The sequence below is a fragment of the Filibacter tadaridae genome (genome assembly GCF_900609045.1).
Lineage (GTDB): Bacteria > Bacillota > Bacilli > Bacillales_A > Planococcaceae > Sporosarcina > Sporosarcina tadaridae.
Window position 1 is genome coordinate 62168 of record NZ_UXAV01000042.1, and the last position, 14692, is coordinate 76859.

At 39.2% G+C, this 14692-nt stretch carries 18 protein-coding genes; 4 read left to right on the plus strand and 14 right to left on the minus strand.

Annotation, left to right across the window (positions count from 1 at the left end; translation table 11 throughout):
* Positions 1 to 32: 32 nt before the first annotated feature.
* From FILTAD_RS09640 to FILTAD_RS09685, 11 genes are all read right to left on the minus strand, one after another.
* Positions 33 to 1388: a tripartite tricarboxylate transporter permease gene (locus FILTAD_RS09640; protein WP_124070517.1), complete on the minus strand. Its 1356-nt coding sequence runs from the start codon at positions 1386 to 1388 to the stop codon at positions 33 to 35.
* Positions 1389 to 1390: 2 nt separating this feature from the next.
* Positions 1391 to 1663, minus strand: coding sequence for a hypothetical protein (locus tag FILTAD_RS09645; protein WP_238988215.1), 273 nt, complete (start codon positions 1661 to 1663; stop codon positions 1391 to 1393).
* Positions 1664 to 2032: 369 nt separating this feature from the next.
* Positions 2033 to 2128 (minus strand): putative holin-like toxin, encoded by a 96-nt coding sequence (locus FILTAD_RS16105; protein ID WP_238988216.1) that lies wholly within the window; start codon positions 2126 to 2128, stop codon positions 2033 to 2035.
* 235 nt (positions 2129 to 2363) lie between these two features.
* Entirely contained in the window at positions 2364 to 2567 is a 204-nt protein-coding gene (locus FILTAD_RS09650; RefSeq protein WP_124070518.1) for a hypothetical protein, read from the minus strand.
* 291 nt (positions 2568 to 2858) lie between these two features.
* Positions 2859 to 3572 carry an EcsC family protein gene (locus FILTAD_RS09655; protein WP_124070520.1) on the minus strand — a complete coding sequence of 238 codons (714 nt, stop codon included), beginning with the start codon at positions 3570 to 3572 and terminating at the stop codon, positions 2859 to 2861.
* A gap of 115 nt (positions 3573 to 3687) precedes the next feature.
* Positions 3688 to 4389 carry a YwaF family protein gene (locus FILTAD_RS09660; protein ID WP_124070522.1) on the minus strand — a complete coding sequence of 234 codons (702 nt, stop codon included), beginning with the start codon at positions 4387 to 4389 and terminating at the stop codon, positions 3688 to 3690.
* Between the two features lie 207 nt (positions 4390 to 4596).
* Positions 4597 to 5733 (minus strand): radical SAM/CxCxxxxC motif protein YfkAB, encoded by a 1137-nt coding sequence (yfkAB, locus tag FILTAD_RS09665; protein ID WP_124070524.1) that lies wholly within the window; start codon positions 5731 to 5733, stop codon positions 4597 to 4599.
* A gap of 498 nt (positions 5734 to 6231) precedes the next feature.
* Positions 6232 to 6642, minus strand: coding sequence for a MarR family winged helix-turn-helix transcriptional regulator (locus tag FILTAD_RS09670; protein WP_124070526.1), 411 nt, complete (start codon positions 6640 to 6642; stop codon positions 6232 to 6234).
* A 197-nt stretch (positions 6643 to 6839) separates the two neighbouring features.
* Positions 6840 to 7241, minus strand: a complete 402-nt coding sequence (locus FILTAD_RS09675; protein ID WP_124070528.1) for a sporulation protein — start codon at positions 7239 to 7241, stop codon at positions 6840 to 6842.
* Between the two features lie 33 nt (positions 7242 to 7274).
* Positions 7275 to 8492, minus strand: coding sequence for an AI-2E family transporter (locus FILTAD_RS09680; RefSeq protein ID WP_124070530.1), 1218 nt, complete (start codon positions 8490 to 8492; stop codon positions 7275 to 7277).
* Positions 8493 to 8524: 32 nt separating this feature from the next.
* Positions 8525 to 9484 carry an LCP family protein gene (locus FILTAD_RS09685; protein WP_124070532.1) on the minus strand — a complete coding sequence of 320 codons (960 nt, stop codon included), beginning with the start codon at positions 9482 to 9484 and terminating at the stop codon, positions 8525 to 8527.
* Positions 9485 to 9772: 288 nt separating this feature from the next.
* Between FILTAD_RS09685 and FILTAD_RS09690 the strand changes: the two genes are divergently transcribed.
* Positions 9773 to 9871: a YjcZ family sporulation protein gene (locus FILTAD_RS09690; protein WP_124070534.1), complete on the plus strand. Its 99-nt coding sequence runs from the start codon at positions 9773 to 9775 to the stop codon at positions 9869 to 9871.
* A gap of 162 nt (positions 9872 to 10033) precedes the next feature.
* Complete coding sequence (gene msrA, locus FILTAD_RS09695; RefSeq protein ID WP_282432581.1) at positions 10034 to 10576, plus strand: peptide-methionine (S)-S-oxide reductase MsrA; 543 nt, start codon at positions 10034 to 10036, stop codon at positions 10574 to 10576.
* Positions 10577 to 10868: 292 nt separating this feature from the next.
* On the opposite strand, the gene FILTAD_RS15830 is transcribed toward msrA, so the two are convergent.
* Entirely contained in the window at positions 10869 to 11045 is a 177-nt protein-coding gene (locus FILTAD_RS15830) for a hypothetical protein (RefSeq protein WP_160117597.1), read from the minus strand.
* 331 nt (positions 11046 to 11376) lie between these two features.
* Here FILTAD_RS15830 and FILTAD_RS09700 point away from each other — a divergent pair, with 331 nt between their 5' ends.
* Positions 11377 to 12981, plus strand: a complete 1605-nt coding sequence (locus FILTAD_RS09700) for an ABC-F family ATP-binding cassette domain-containing protein (RefSeq protein ID WP_124070536.1) — start codon at positions 11377 to 11379, stop codon at positions 12979 to 12981.
* Positions 12982 to 13090: 109 nt separating this feature from the next.
* Positions 13091 to 13777, plus strand: a complete 687-nt coding sequence (locus FILTAD_RS09705; protein ID WP_124070538.1) for a lipoprotein — start codon at positions 13091 to 13093, stop codon at positions 13775 to 13777.
* Positions 13778 to 13841: 64 nt separating this feature from the next.
* Here the strand turns inward: FILTAD_RS09705 and FILTAD_RS09710 are convergent, their stop codons facing one another.
* Positions 13842 to 14042 (minus strand): cold-shock protein, encoded by a 201-nt coding sequence (locus tag FILTAD_RS09710; protein WP_124070540.1) that lies wholly within the window; start codon positions 14040 to 14042, stop codon positions 13842 to 13844.
* A gap of 193 nt (positions 14043 to 14235) precedes the next feature.
* The gene (locus FILTAD_RS09715) at positions 14236 to 14547 is read right to left on the minus strand and encodes a DUF1033 family protein (protein ID WP_124070541.1); all 312 of its coding nucleotides are present in this window, start codon (positions 14545 to 14547) and stop codon (positions 14236 to 14238) included.
* Positions 14548 to 14692: the final 145 nt, after the last annotated feature.

The window sequence follows — 14692 nt, forward strand, 5'->3', positions numbered from 1 at the left end:
TGTGCCTCTCTTTCTTAGGTGAAAAAATCTGTTCAACCCGCTATAATACTGACAATCCACGGTGCTGAGTAGAGAACCATAAATTGAACCCCGTAATTGACGCCCCACCTATGTAGGATTCCCGCTACTAACCCAATTAGTAAAACGCCGCCAATATTCAACCAGCCCGCATCCATGAATGCGAGTAATAAAACGAGTGCAAAAAATAGGCCTAACAGTGCTTCATGAGGCACCCATTTAAATACAAATGTACAAATTTCCTGTGAATACTTAACAACAACAAAGTACGTCATAGACAGTGCCACTGCCGCCCCGATGATTGTTGCCCATACGAAATCTGCGGTGGATAGGATATGATGCATATTGTGATCCAATGTAAATACAGGCGGTGCATTGAATAGCGCATTGGCTGGACCAATCGCAACAGGTGAAAGTGGTATACCAAGCGCGATCAGTGGAATCAACGTTCCTGAAATATACGTAGCATTTGTCAGTGCATCCATACTGGAGATCGCCCGGGATGCCTTTTTCACGGGATCTTTAATACGACTAGAAACCAGCTCACCAAGTAGGATTGTCATGCCCACTGGACTCATGATGAATGTGAATGTACCGACTAATGAAGCGACTGCACTAGTACCCACTTCTTTTTTCGTTAATATTTTGAAAGGGTTGGGAATTTCCTTTTTGCGTTTTGTTTTATTGAGTACAATAGTCTTTTTACCGAAGCGTTCCAAGCTCTCCCTTTTTTCTTTATGTAACAGTTCAAAAAGGGTTAAAATCACCGGCCCAATCGTGATTCCTAGGAAAAAGGAGATAAATACATTTGTTCCTTCTGGTACCACGCCAACTCCCCAGTACAAATGACGTAAACCTTGGATTAAGATTGCAAATGGCACAATCGATGCGAGAGCGAGCCATCTATTTTTGCACATCAATGCCAAAATAATAGCACCGATAAAAAATAGTTGGTTAGCGTACGAGGTGATGACATCTGCAAAAGGTATTAAAGCATTCGCCAGAAGTAGACTGACTGGTACTGCAACCAATGTTCCAATCACAGAACCTGATGCCATTTTCCGAATACTTAAATCAGGCACACCATGTTTCTTTAAAATCATCGCATGTTCGACCATCGGGGCTGCCATCACCCCTCCTGGAATTCCTGCAATTGCAACGGGGACGGAATCGGTTAACTTTTTGGCAACAATTGCAGATATGAAGAAGGCTAAAACAACGACTGGTTCCATGCCAGTCAATACCAACACTAATGTAACAGGTGCTAGTACGGCTGTTTCGTCTGTACCTGGTGCAATCCCGATAATGGTGTACAGGACTGCCGCAAACATGGCTGCCGCAATCATTTGTAAGATTAACATCACATCCATAATCAGGCCTCATCCTTAACTACACGGAATCTACGCTTCGGTTTGATCAAAATACTGCTTCCTATAAAACCGACTAACGCACCAATTAAACCGAAAAATAAAGGTTTAGGCGGTTCGTTGGGTGCGATGAAATAGCCGCCTAGCGTAGTCACGCTACAAATGACCAATGCCAAAACCAATTCCTTAATATTCACAAGGTCTTCCCAAACTTCGATATTTTCTTTTACTTCATCTATTTCATTTGGGTCTTGCGATGGTTCTTCTATTTTATTCAAAGCTATTCAACCCCTTCTATTCCTTAAAGCTAAACCGACTCGTGACGCCGTACAATCAATGTATCGGATTCATTCTTGATTATAATGAAGTTGAAAATCATTATCAATGATAGGGAATCTTACCTCAGCTAATTGACAATGGTTAAGTGGTAGATTAATCCTTTTCGGGCAGTCTACTTAAAGAAAGATATTCAAATTAGTTGTCAGCGCATAGTTTCAAACGTATAATGAATGCATAGATTGATTAGAATAAAAAAGACCAACCGATGTTAGAGCATCGATTGGTCAGTGTAATAGTAGGTTCCCTTATAGGGGAGCAGCGTCCCATGATGAAATAATCCATCTGAACCGTCTAAACTCAAGGGTGGATTATTTCTTTTGTGACATCATATACGACAATGCAATCATTGCAACAATTAGCGATAAAAAGCTAATTGTGATTACAAGCGTTTCGAATGTAGTCACTTGCAGCACCCCCTTCCGCCAAGTAATATACCATGACCGAAACATGAACCGGGAATGCTTACCCCCTTGAAAAACCTATTCTATTATGACATACATACGTTCTCTTGAATTATAAATAATAATGAAATAACCCGCTATATAAAAATCATCCATCCATAAGAAAAAACCGCCTAACGTTAGATACGTCAAACGGTTTTATTTTGGTTTCTTTTTCGAAAGGATTATCCTTTCAAAATTAAAGTCCCATTTTTTTATGTGAACTACTTGCAGTTCTAGCTTTTTGACTCTTCATGGTTTTCGTTTGTTTATTAGCAATCCCTTGCTTTTGTGCAACAGTCTGCTTTTTTTTCTTCGCTTCAAGCTGCTGATTCACGGCATCTTTAAAACTAATTTTAACTTTCTTCTCTTCAGCGTTGTTTGTTTCGTTGGATTCAGTCATCTATAATCCCCCCTATCCTATGTGTAATACCAAATAATCATAGTCTGTGCTCATCATGTAAGGTACCTCTTATCATACAGAATACCATTAATTTCAATTACGTGTCCAATGAATTTCTTGAATCTCTATAAAAAAAGGCATGTCATGACTTACCGAAAGCTTTGCATCAACGAATACTTCGAGTATTTATCATTTCCTTATCGTTATTTTTCTATTTTTCATTTTGATTTCAATTGTCGCGTTCCCCGGTTCCTTTTCAGTTTGAATCTTGATTCTTCCGTTATCCACCTTTCAAATGGGCTGTAGCAGACGTAGCCGATATGCATTCATCGCCGTTTCACCGAGTTGGTCCAGTAAATTGTAGTTAGCAAACGCACCAACGATTGCCCCAAATCCAGGGATTAACTGAAACATCTTCACTAAATCGATATGATCCCGATACCCTTGCTGAAAGTCCCTCCAGTCCATATCCGCAATCAGATGTTTCTGCACTTCCCAATTTTCAATGATAGATAATGTTTCTTTCCGTGTTTCCCCACTTGAAAAAGCCAGCTGGAATACGTGTAAAAGGAATAGTCGCTCTTCATATACATCCGTATCAAATCCATAAACGGCAGCCGCTTCAAATAGGAACTTCATTTTAATGGATAGTAGTAGCGGAAAATCGGCAAGGCCCAACAGAATGCCGCCCGCACCTGTTCCCGCACCTTCAATGACAGCTGTTTTGCGGAATGTAGAAAGCTTTTCTTTAAATAACTCATCACGTTCATAAAGGCTTAGTGCACTTTTTCGCCCTTTTTTCGTCGTGATGTTTGAACCGGCCAGGGTAGCTTTCACCATGTTTTTTATGCCTTCCGTCATGATGATATGAACTTTTTCTGGAATAAGACCATTCACTTTCTTTTGCGCGCTCTTCGACGTGCGGCTAATAAGGCCAGCTCGCTTTATCATTTTCCGCTTCCAAAAACGCAGTTCTTCTTGCACTTTCATTGTATAATCATTCATAATCTACACCTCTTTCTACGAAGCAAAAAATCCGCTAATCGGACTCCAGTATAATGGAATGGCATATTATTCACATAGACCTAAGAAGTGATTTCAACTCATCCTCAGGATGTAGTTAACGTGACCTAATAAGCTTATTCCACTTCCTGAATAATAACCACAAACAACTGAAAACAATAAATGCAACACATTGGAGCGAAAGGATATACCACGGATAAGGACCTAAGAAATCAAGCAAACTCCCATCTACCGGTTTCTCTCGTAAAAACATATAGTTTCCATTGAATAACACATTTGTAACAACGATAATGGGTAACAGTATGTTTAATGCGACCATCGTTTTAATAACCCCATTAAAGGTAGGCATGTATCCTTTCATCCATGTAAAGTAAAAAGCTGTTACTATGATTCCTATATGCGTGTAAAAAAAGTGGAAGTAGCGGAAATGTGGAAACCCGACATCTAATACAGGAGTTGCCATCGCCTGAAGAGCACCGCCAATACCTGCAAAAAAGACAAAATCGATTAAACGCTTATTTCCTGTCCATAGAAGGACAATCACAACAAGCAGACTGATGCTGCACAATTCAAGTGGCAATGAAACGCTCAAATCCCATCTGCCGGTGCTCATCATCCAACTATGATAAAGGAGCTCCATCACCACTAAAGACAATGCGAAAAGTCGTTCATACTTTTGCTGAATCTCTCCTTTCTTCCTGATTAAGAATAATAGAACGATCAAAATAAATAACACAAGTACTGCTACTAAATGTGACGTTGAAAACAGTGTAAAAGAAGGTTCTTGATACTTGAAGATAACTCCCTCCCCGTTACGTTTAGATTATTGATGAAGGCCCTGATAGCCTGACATTGGCTAGTTTTCAGACAACTCTATTTATAGTATATACCAATTGCTTGCTTTGGCGAACACCTGCTTAAAACGGTGGTCACCTATCGGTGGTGAACATAAAAAAATAAAAACGATACCGTTATGAGTACTTACCCATAATGGTATCGTTTTCAGTCAGATCGATAGTAAAATATCTGCTTTCTTTTTTTGGAAATCCATTTCAGGGTAATAGGCGTCTTTCACCAATAAATTCGGCCCTAAACAGTTTACGGCTGGACAGTGACAACCAATCGTTTCCGCAAGGGGTCGTTCCAACCATCTATCCAACATTATCGGTAAAGATTCCGTTTGAATATTGCCCATCGGCGGTGTATCCCCGAAGTCCGTTACAATGACATCCCCTGTGAAAATATTGACATTCAAGCGAGAACGGCCATCCGGATCATTACGTACCGATACGTTTTTACTACTATAAATCCGTTGTAGCAATGCCAAATCCTCTTCATTATCACTGCATGGATAAAATGGTAATGTACCGAACAGCATCCAAACATCTTCGTTACGGGAATCCAACAATTGATGAATTGCTTTCCTTGTTTCATCCAATGAAAGTACCTCTAGTTGGCTAGCGAAATCGCTTGGGTACATAGGGTGTATCTCATGCCTTGCACATTTCATCTCTTCAATTACTTGTCGGTGAATATGCTCAAGATGTGGCAATGTACGTTTATTCAACATTGTTTCCGCAGACACCATGACGCCCGCTTCTGCTAGCGCGCGGCTGTTGGTGATCATCCGTTGAAACTGTTTGGCACGGCGTTCCTTCGACGGTTTGCGTTCCATATTAGCAAAGCCGCCATCAACGAAATCATCGACTGTTCCCCAGTTATGTGAGATATGTAAGACATCCAAATAAGGCGCAATGGCCATATAACGATCAAGGGGCATCGTCAAATTTGAATTTATCTGCGTCCGGACTCCACGCTCATTTGCGTATTTCAATAATGGTAAGACGTATTGATCCACCGATTTCTTAGAAAATATCGGCTCGCCGCCTGTAATACTGATAGTCCGTAGATGAGGGATTTCATCCAAACGTGATAAAAGTAATTCAATGGGTAATGCATCTGGATCTTTATGCTGCAACATATAGCCGACTGCACAATGTTCGCAGCGCATATTACATAGGTAAGTCGTTGTAAATTCAATGCTTGATAAAGTCAGTTTTCCATGCTCCTGTACGTCCAAGTATGCTTCCCATGGATCGAAAACGGGTGTCATTTGTTCAACTGATACTAAATTATTTTTCATACTTTTATAAACTCCTATAAAAAAATTAAGATACTAAAATAGTATGCGCTTTCCATGGGAATTTCGCAAGCACTTCAAAACGGGGTTTTTAAAATCCATCTAGGGGCGACCGCTTTCGATTGAATAGAATTCGGCCACTGTCAATTGTATAAAAACACTCATACTTACTATCCAAAGATTTACATCAAGACACAATTGCAAACTCGATTTAAACGCATGAGCCATTATGTTAAAAATACGCAAATTTCTTTTTGTTATATATTGGTTGACCACAGGTTCTTTACTAATTAATTATAGCCTGGGACAAATCCAATTAGATAGTTGCATTATACAAGAGATAGTCCGAATCACTTACAAACCCGAATTAATAGACTTTAAATTAGTTGCATAATACAAATTTATATATTTAATCACTTGAAGATTGCAACTTATTCGTTCTAATACTACTTGCAATTTACAAGTTTCAGACAATAGTGAATACTATATCACTATTTTTCGTCAGTTAGTCCGTAATCTTTCCTCCAACATATTCATGGAACGAACAATGGTATCGCGTTCAAAGTCATTCATCGACTCGAATACCTTTCCCATTTCCACAGAAATCGATTCATTGATGCACTCGGTGATTGCCCTGCCCTTTTCGGTCAATGCTAATAGATAAAATCTGCGATCCCCTGGATACGGTGTCTTTACGACAAGCTCTTTTCTTTCCAAAGTATTAATCTGTCTGGAGAATGTTGTAATGTCCATCCCGACAGCATCGGAAACAGCCTGCATAGATGGCTTTTCTCCTAACGAAATCTCGTGTAAAATGGAACTTTGTACGATGGAAATTCCATTCGAGCTTTCCTTATGAATACTGTTCAAGTTTTTTGTTAACGAGTGAAAAATAGGAACGATCGTATCCATGTCATAAATCCCCCTTATCAACCCTTTTTACTATTATACATAAAAAAACTAAGGCGATTGCTGTCTAAATATTGTTTGGATAAAAAAACCGCATAATTCCGTTTGTAAGAAAAGGCAAGAACATCGATGTGCATTCCCCCACAAATTTAAAATCCACATATAAAAAACGCGCCCCTCATCGGAAGGCGCGTTTCCTTTTAAGAATATGTTATTCCGTCTTCATCCTGAATATAAACATCGCTTTTTAAATAGACTGTCGTTCGGAGAATGAGTATTTCTTTAGCGCTCTTGATTTCCCATCGTTCGTCAGGTACCATCTCAAAAGGAATCATCCATGTTTCTTTCGATTTAAGGGCGCTAACCATTTCAACTGAATACTTCGCAATAACATCTTCTTGAATAGGCATTTTGATAGTTATGTCCACCAGTTCGGCTCTTTTCAATAATTCGATTTCGATTTGATCTATCAGTTCCTCTCCTTCTTCCCCGTCAATATAAACAGTTCCAGATAGTGTTTCACCAAATGCAATATTCGGTCCGTCAACAATCGTATTTACAATCATTTCCCCGTATTCGATAACCGATGAAAATTGTTTCAACACACATAATCTCCCCAATCTCGTATTTCCTCTTCAATCACTATTTTCATACTGATTTATTTCGTCTACTTCAAACCTATTATACCGTATTTTAAATAGAGTGAATAAATGAGTCACTATAACTTTTAGCAGCGCATATCCTGGAATCCCCAAAACAACGCCAGGCACGCCGAACAACGAACCGGCTGTCAGTAATACAAATATAATCGTAATGGGATGTATACGTAAAGATTTCCCCATAATCTGCGGCGAAATAAACTTCCCGTCGATTAACTGAACAATTGTCCATACGGCAGCCAGTTTAATAAGCATGAAAGGCGAAGTGACAACTGCAATGATTGCAGCTGGTATGATGGCGATTAATGGTCCCAGATAAGGGACAACACTTGTAAACATCGCCAAAACGCCAAGAAGCAGTGCGTAATCCATGCCAATGATAAGAAATCCTATAGAAACCATGATACCAATACAGATGGCGACAAGTATCTGTCCTTGTATATATGAACTGATTTGATGATCCGCATCGTGAAGAATGACCTCTGCATCATCTCGCATCCGTGGCGGCAATGCCTTAATAATAAGTTTTGGTAGTTTCTCCCCATCTTTTAATAAATAGAATAAGATGAACGGAACAGTGACGATGGCTAATATGAAACCTGTCAACGCGGAGACAAAGGATGTGATTCCACTTGCAATTCCGCCGACCGTGTCAGTAAAAAACTTCCCCACATTCTCTGGTGCGGTATCAATGAGGGACATGGCGTTGACATCCAACTCCTCGTAATACGAGGCGAAAATGGATGTACGGAAAAACGAATCAATGTTCACTAATAATTGTCTAAAGTATGTAGGGAAATCCTCAATAAGATTATGGATTTGCACTTTTAGAAAGGGTAATACGAGAACGACAATTAATGTAATTAGCCCAATTGCACCGATGAAAATAATTAAAATTCCCCATATACGCGGAATGTGCATCCTTTCTAACAGTCGTAAAATCGGTCTTAGTAAGTAGAAAGCTATCGTCGCAAGAATAATAGGCAACACGACTGTAGAGAAGAAGACAGTAATGGGATAAAAGATAAAAGATACCTGATTGAAAATAAAAATAATCAAACCAATCAACAACACGGATATAAGGACGAATAATGTACTTCGCCCACCAAGAAAACGTATCAAGGTAGACGTTCGATTATCCGCTTTCCCGAATTTCTCTTTCGTTGGTAATTTCTTTTCTCCATTAAACTTCATGGATATCACCTTCTTTCACCAATAGGGAGATTTCAGTCCAACTTAATAGACAAGAACTTTTCAATTGCCTTTTTGTTTTTTTCGATATCCAGTTCAATAACGGATCCTGCATGTGAATAGGAGTTAAAGGAATAAGTACCTTCAATAGGAACCGTCATCGTTTCCATTGTGGCTCCTTTTTTCGCAATAAGCTTGAATGCTTTTGCTAGTTCGTCCTTTGATGTGAGATCCGTTTTGATGTACTCCGACAGAGCCCCTGCAAGTTTCGGCACGGTGAGAATCATACCAGGCTTCATCGCCTCTTTCTTCATCGCTGAGAGTGCTTGCTGTTGGCGGCCAACACGGCCAAAATCGCCTTCTGAATCTGCTCGAAAGCGGGCATATCCAAGTAGTTCTTTGCCGTTTAAATGTTTCCTGCCAGGTGTTAAAGTCACACCGATTTTTTCAGACATTTCTTTTTTTACGTCAATCTCTACACCATTTGGAAACGCAATATCTACGATCGATTCGAAATTATCGAAATCAACAATTGCATAATGATGAATGGGAACTCCGAACATGCCTGTTATCGTATCTTTTGCCAGTTGAACTTTTCCAAGATAATATGCCGTATTTAATTTATAAGATTTATATCCTGGTATATCCGCGTAGATGTCGCGCATGAATGAGATAACTTTCATTGTTCCAGCATGGTTGTCCCACGACAATACCATCATTGTATCGGTACGCGATTTACCACTGCCATCATCATCGACACCTAACAATAAATAGTTTTCAATAGATGTGTAATTCGGATCTACTGCATCACCTTGAAATGGACCTGGATCTATATCATTACCTTTTGCCATCGACTTCCCGGCGTTATATTGAAAATACGCATAAAGGCCAGCCCCTATAAAACAAAAAAGGACTAGTGTAAAGATGACCCTCCCTATTCGAAGCTTTTTCTTTCTTCTCCGTTTCGGAATCGATTCCTCATACTGATCTTCCATTTTTAAATTCCTCCAAAAAAATGATCTTCCCTTTAGGACGAGCAAGAAGTGCGTTAGTTGCATTCTAGCGTGTTAATTATAGCACGACGAGTTTGTATCTTGATCATAGAAAACCGTATTCACTAAAAACTTGTAATACTATTACTTTACCCATCGACAATCTGAGCTAATCCACTTTTTGAATCTTAGAATAACGTTCAACTAAATCTGTTGAAAATCATGACCCGTGACATTTCCCCATTCCACTATGGACGTTTTGCATACCCTATAAAGAAGGTGGTGTTTTGTATGGGACGCGAATATTCAGGTGGATCAGGTTCATCTTTCGCTTTGATCGTCGTGCTTTTTATCCTCTTAATCATTATCGGCGCAAGCTACATCTGCTAAAAATGTTTGGATGAAAAACACCTTAATCACTAGCAACCCTCAAAGCGAAGAGCGCTTAAAAAGCGCTCTTTTTTTTAAAAACGGACTAAAATCATCCACTTTTTCTCTTGTGAAGGACATGCTATAATTCATGTATGTACATAACGAAGGGGGTTGTTCAATTTGAATAAGGAAATAGATAGGGAATTCGAAAGGGCTGTATTCGCTGGCGGTTGTTTTTGGTGCATGGTGAAACCTTTTAAACAATGGGACGGTATTCAAGACGTCGTGTCCGGTTATATGGGCGGGCATACCGATAATCCGACATACGAAGACGTGAAAAATGGTGATTCGGGTCATTTAGAAGTCGTGGAAATTACATACGACCCTGCCGTTTTTCCTTATGAGAAATTACTTGATATATTTTGGCAACAAATCGATCCGACCGATGCAGAAGGACAATTCCAAGACCGCGGACATTCATACTCTACTGCTATTTTCCACTTTACGGATGAGCAACGTGTGATTGCAGAACAATCCAAAGAGAATCTTTCAGCTAGCGGCATGTTCTCCAAACCGATTGTGACACCCATCCGTCCCGCAGAAACATTTTATCCGGCAGAGGAATACCATCAAGATTATTACAGTAAAGAAAAGGAACATTATGAAAAAGATCGTGCGCAATCCGGCCGCGATGATTTCATCGAAAAAAATTGGTCAAACTAAGCTACTGGAATTAACTTTAGCTGCTTTATGTAAGTATACCAATCATAATAGTACGACAAAATGGAAGATACTTGAATTATAAACGACCGCCAACTTATATTGAGAAGGAGGTCGTTTTTCATGCCCTTTTATAAAAAACGACTTCTGCATCACTATCGTCACCTTCCTCTTTCCTTGATCCATCAATAGTACAGGAATCAGGAATTTCTACAATCAGGCGATCCTTATCACAATCTATGAACCACTAAATATAGTCGTACAAAAGGACGCCCTATGTGGACGTCCCTCTGAATTAATTTTGCACTTCCTGAAACGTAACAATATCTCTCATCTTAATCGTCTTGCCTGGTGCCACCTCTAAAGTGGTCTTTTTTGCCCTGCCCAATCCCCCTACCAATTTCATATAATCTAATGGGTGACCGTCAAGAATGTACACTTCGCCATTTACTACAGTGATTTTCGTTTTCATGTTATCCCTTCCTTTCATATATTAATATTCGACAAGAAAAGGAGGATTCCTTTAAATTTTTTAAAAAACTTTTTTTATTTAGAAATTTTTTTATTAATGGCTTTTTCCTTATCTCCCTCAACTGTTTACAAGACTGTTCACCTAAATCTTTTTAATATAAATTTCGTTTAATTTAAATTCGAATAAAACCCTGTCCATCCTGAGCTACAGAAAGATAGGCGCAAGAGAAACAAGTTCCCATCCCTCTGAAACCCTGTGGTATAGGCTTAATTGCTAATAGGTTTTATTATGTGCTATACTAGGAGCATTGTGAATTTAGGAGGATTTTTTTATGATAGCAGTTAGTAATGTAAGTCTTCAGTTCGGCGACCGCAAGCTGTTTGAAGATGTCAATATACAGTTTAATCCAGGCCATTGTTATGGTCTTATTGGAGCAAACGGTGCGGGTAAATCAACATTTCTTAAAATCTTGTCTGGTGAGTTAGAGCCACAAACGGGAAATGTCATCATGAACAAAGACGAACGTTTAGCTATACTGAAACAGAATCACTTCGAATTTGAAGAAAGTATCGTCCTTGATACTGTCATTATGGGTCATAAGCGCCTATATGACATAATGATGGAGAAAAATGCGATTTATATGAAAGAAGACTTTTCCGATGAGGATGGCATGCGTGCGGCTGAACTCGAAGGTGAATTTGGAGAGCTAAACGGTTGGGAAGCAGAATCTGAAGCCGCTATTCTTTTACAAGGTCTCGGTTTACCCGATGAATTTCATCAAGCGAAGATGGCTGAACTTTCGGGCTCTGATAAAGTAAAAGTATTACTTGCACAAGCTCTATTCGGTAAACCGGATGTTCTTCTTCTTGATGAGCCTACCAACCACTTAGACTTACAGGCGATTCGCTGGTTAGAAGAATTCCTTATCAATTTCTCGAACACTGTTATCGTTGTATCCCATGACCGTCACTTTATCAATAAAGTATGTACGCAAATTGCGGATCTCGATTTCTCGAAAATCCAACTGTATCCAGGGAACTATGATTTCTGGTATGAATCCAGTCAACTAGCACTTAAAATGTCCCAAGATCAAAATAAGAAAAAAGAAGAAAAGATTAAAGAACTTCAAGCATTCGTTGCACGTTTTAGTGCGAATGCATCGAAATCTAAACAAGCGACTTCACGTAAGAAAACACTTGAAAAAATTGAACTGGATGACATTAAACCTTCTTCCCGCCGCTATCCTTTCATTAATTTCAGTATCGGCCGTGAAATTGGTAACGATGTACTTAGCGTGCAAGATGTATCTAAATCACAAGATGGTAAACAATTGATTAAAGATGCCACTTTTACAATTGATAAAGAAGACAAAGTTATTCTTCTTGGAAATCCACTTGCAAAAACAGCACTCCTTGAAATTCTAGCTGAGGTGGATCAACCAGACACTGGCTCTATTAAATGGGGCGTGACAACAACACGTTCATACTTCCCTCTTGATAATAGCGAGTTCTTCGAAGGCTCTGAAAAGTCACTTGTCGAATGGTTACGTCAGTATTCACCAGATGACCAAACGGAAACATTCCTTCGTGGATTCCTTGGCCGTATGTTATTCTCAGGTGAAGAAGTAAATAAAGAACCATCTGTCCTCTCTGGTGGCGAAAAAGTTCGTTGTATGCTGTCTAAAATGATGTTGACACATGCGAATGTCCTTCTTCTGGATGAACCCATGAATCACTTGGACCTAGAGTCCATTCAAGCACTCAACAATGGTTTGACAGCTTATAAAGGAGCCATGCTCTTTACATCGCATGACCAACAGTTCATCCAAACAGTCGCTAATCGGATTATCGAAATACATGATGATGGAACGATTTTCGATAAATCGATGCCATATGATGAGTATCTTGACTGGAAAGAACAACAGCGCAAAAAATAAAAATGACCCATTTTCCTTCATTGGAAAATGGGTTTTTATTTTTTAACAGGATGCGGTTTTGTATGGATTATGAGTAATTGGGAATAACCAAATGAAAGGAGTGAATGTCATGAGGAAAATTAAGTTCTTCATCTTTGCATTAGTTGCCATTCTTGTCGTTGCAGGTTGTACGAAAAACGGAACATCAAATGACCAATCGACCGCTATGGATAATTCAGGCTCTTCCGATGGGACGGTCGGCAAAGACAATGGGAATGCGGAATCAGGTGAGAAAACCACCGAAATAAACATGTCTGATTTCTTCCTAGAAGATGGTGCAAAAGCACATTTCAAAGGAATAGGAAATGAATTTGCAGAACTTGACGTGGAAGTATCCCGACCTTTTGAAGATTACATTGTTATTCACGAAAACAATGGTGGTTCGCTCATTCGATACATTTATAAGATTGAGCCTGATGCGATTCGCACCATCGCTAAGAAAACCATCGATCTAGAAGAGGATTTCCCTTCGCATGAAGAACTTGATGCTATGAAACCGACTGGCACTTATTTAAAAAAGCCACTCGAAAAAGGGACCACATTCGATAATTGGAAAATCGTTGAAACAGATGTTACTGTTGAAACACCATACAAAAAATTTGACCACGCCATCGTTATTGAATCGCAAGATCAAGATATAATCACACGCAAATATTTCGTGGAAGGGTTTGGAGAGGTTAAGCGTGAATCCATTATGGCAGTTGAAGGAGAAAAAGACTTTACTGTTATTTCCACTTTAGAAGCTATTGATGAATAACAAATAGACAGACAAAAAGGCAGTCCGTTTACGGCTGCCTTTTTCCGCTTTCAATTTTTAACTCTTAACGTTTAACGACGTTAGCAGCTTGCAGTCCGCGATTGCCCTCGACAACTTCAAACTCTACTTGTTGACCTTCATCCAATGATTTGAATCCTTCTCCTTCAATAGCAGAGAAATGAACAAATACATCATCTTCTCCTTCGACTTCAATGAAACCAAAGCCTTTTTCTGCGTTAAACCATTTCACTGTTCCTTCTTTCATAAGAAAACCCCCAACTAAAAAGTATTTAAAATACATGAACAATCTCAGGTAAAGAAAAATTCACATATTACAAAAAGCACCGACAACGTCGATCACTTTTGCAATATGTGAATACGTTTTTCTCGGATTCCCTCGTTCAATTGTTGCTATCTAGCATACCATATTCTAAAAAATTGTCAACGAAGTAAATGGATTATTCAATTCCTTTTGAATCGTACGGCGTTGGTACCCCTGCTTGCATGAGAATTACCCCATGATAGAGTTGTAAGTCCTCATCACATCCCTCGCAGAAACTCTTTTCGTCTTCTGACCAAAAAGCATAAAAACAGTTTTTCTTTGTTTTCTCATGTTGATGCTTACTACGAAGTTCTTCCAACAGCCCATTTAGATAGGCGGTAGCTTCTTGCATGTCTTCAAAGGTTTTGCGGGTACGAATCAATTCTTCCCAGTCTTCAAACATCCACCACGGTTCATAGTCTGCTTTCATATATATGATTTCAAACACGTTTGATAACCTCCTGTGTTACTCTATGATGAATGTCCCTCATTTTATCAAAACCAGATACATTGTCCACTCAAAAGCATTTTATGGCCAATCCATTTGGTGGGTGTACACTATGATTATCGGGTATAATTGAACTACCAAGATG

Coding starts and splice junctions, on each gene's coding strand:
- FILTAD_RS09670 (WP_124070526.1), bottom strand. CDS start 6,642: ATGGATACGATCGTTCCTATTTTTCACTCGTTAACAAAAAACTTGAAC.
- FILTAD_RS09700 (WP_124070536.1), top strand. CDS start 11,377: ATGATAGCAGTTAGTAATGTAAGTCTTCAGTTCGGCGACCGCAAGCTG.
- FILTAD_RS15830 (WP_160117597.1), bottom strand. CDS start 11,045: ATGAAAACGAAAATCACTGTAGTAAATGGCGAAGTGTACATTCTTGAC.
- FILTAD_RS09685 (WP_124070532.1), bottom strand. CDS start 9,484: ATGGAAGATCAGTATGAGGAATCGATTCCGAAACGGAGAAGAAAGAAA.
- FILTAD_RS09640 (WP_124070517.1), bottom strand. CDS start 1,388: ATGGATGTGATGTTAATCTTACAAATGATTGCGGCAGCCATGTTTGCG.
- FILTAD_RS09655 (WP_124070520.1), bottom strand. CDS start 3,572: ATGAATGATTATACAATGAAAGTGCAAGAAGAACTGCGTTTTTGGAAG.
- FILTAD_RS09690 (WP_124070534.1), top strand. CDS start 9,773: ATGGGACGCGAATATTCAGGTGGATCAGGTTCATCTTTCGCTTTGATC.
- FILTAD_RS09705 (WP_124070538.1), top strand. CDS start 13,091: ATGAGGAAAATTAAGTTCTTCATCTTTGCATTAGTTGCCATTCTTGTC.
- FILTAD_RS09680 (WP_124070530.1), bottom strand. CDS start 8,492: ATGAAGTTTAATGGAGAAAAGAAATTACCAACGAAAGAGAAATTCGGG.
- FILTAD_RS09650 (WP_124070518.1), bottom strand. CDS start 2,567: ATGACTGAATCCAACGAAACAAACAACGCTGAAGAGAAGAAAGTTAAA.
- yfkAB (WP_124070524.1), bottom strand. CDS start 5,733: ATGAAAAATAATTTAGTATCAGTTGAACAAATGACACCCGTTTTCGAT.
- FILTAD_RS09710 (WP_124070540.1), bottom strand. CDS start 14,042: ATGAAAGAAGGAACAGTGAAATGGTTTAACGCAGAAAAAGGCTTTGGT.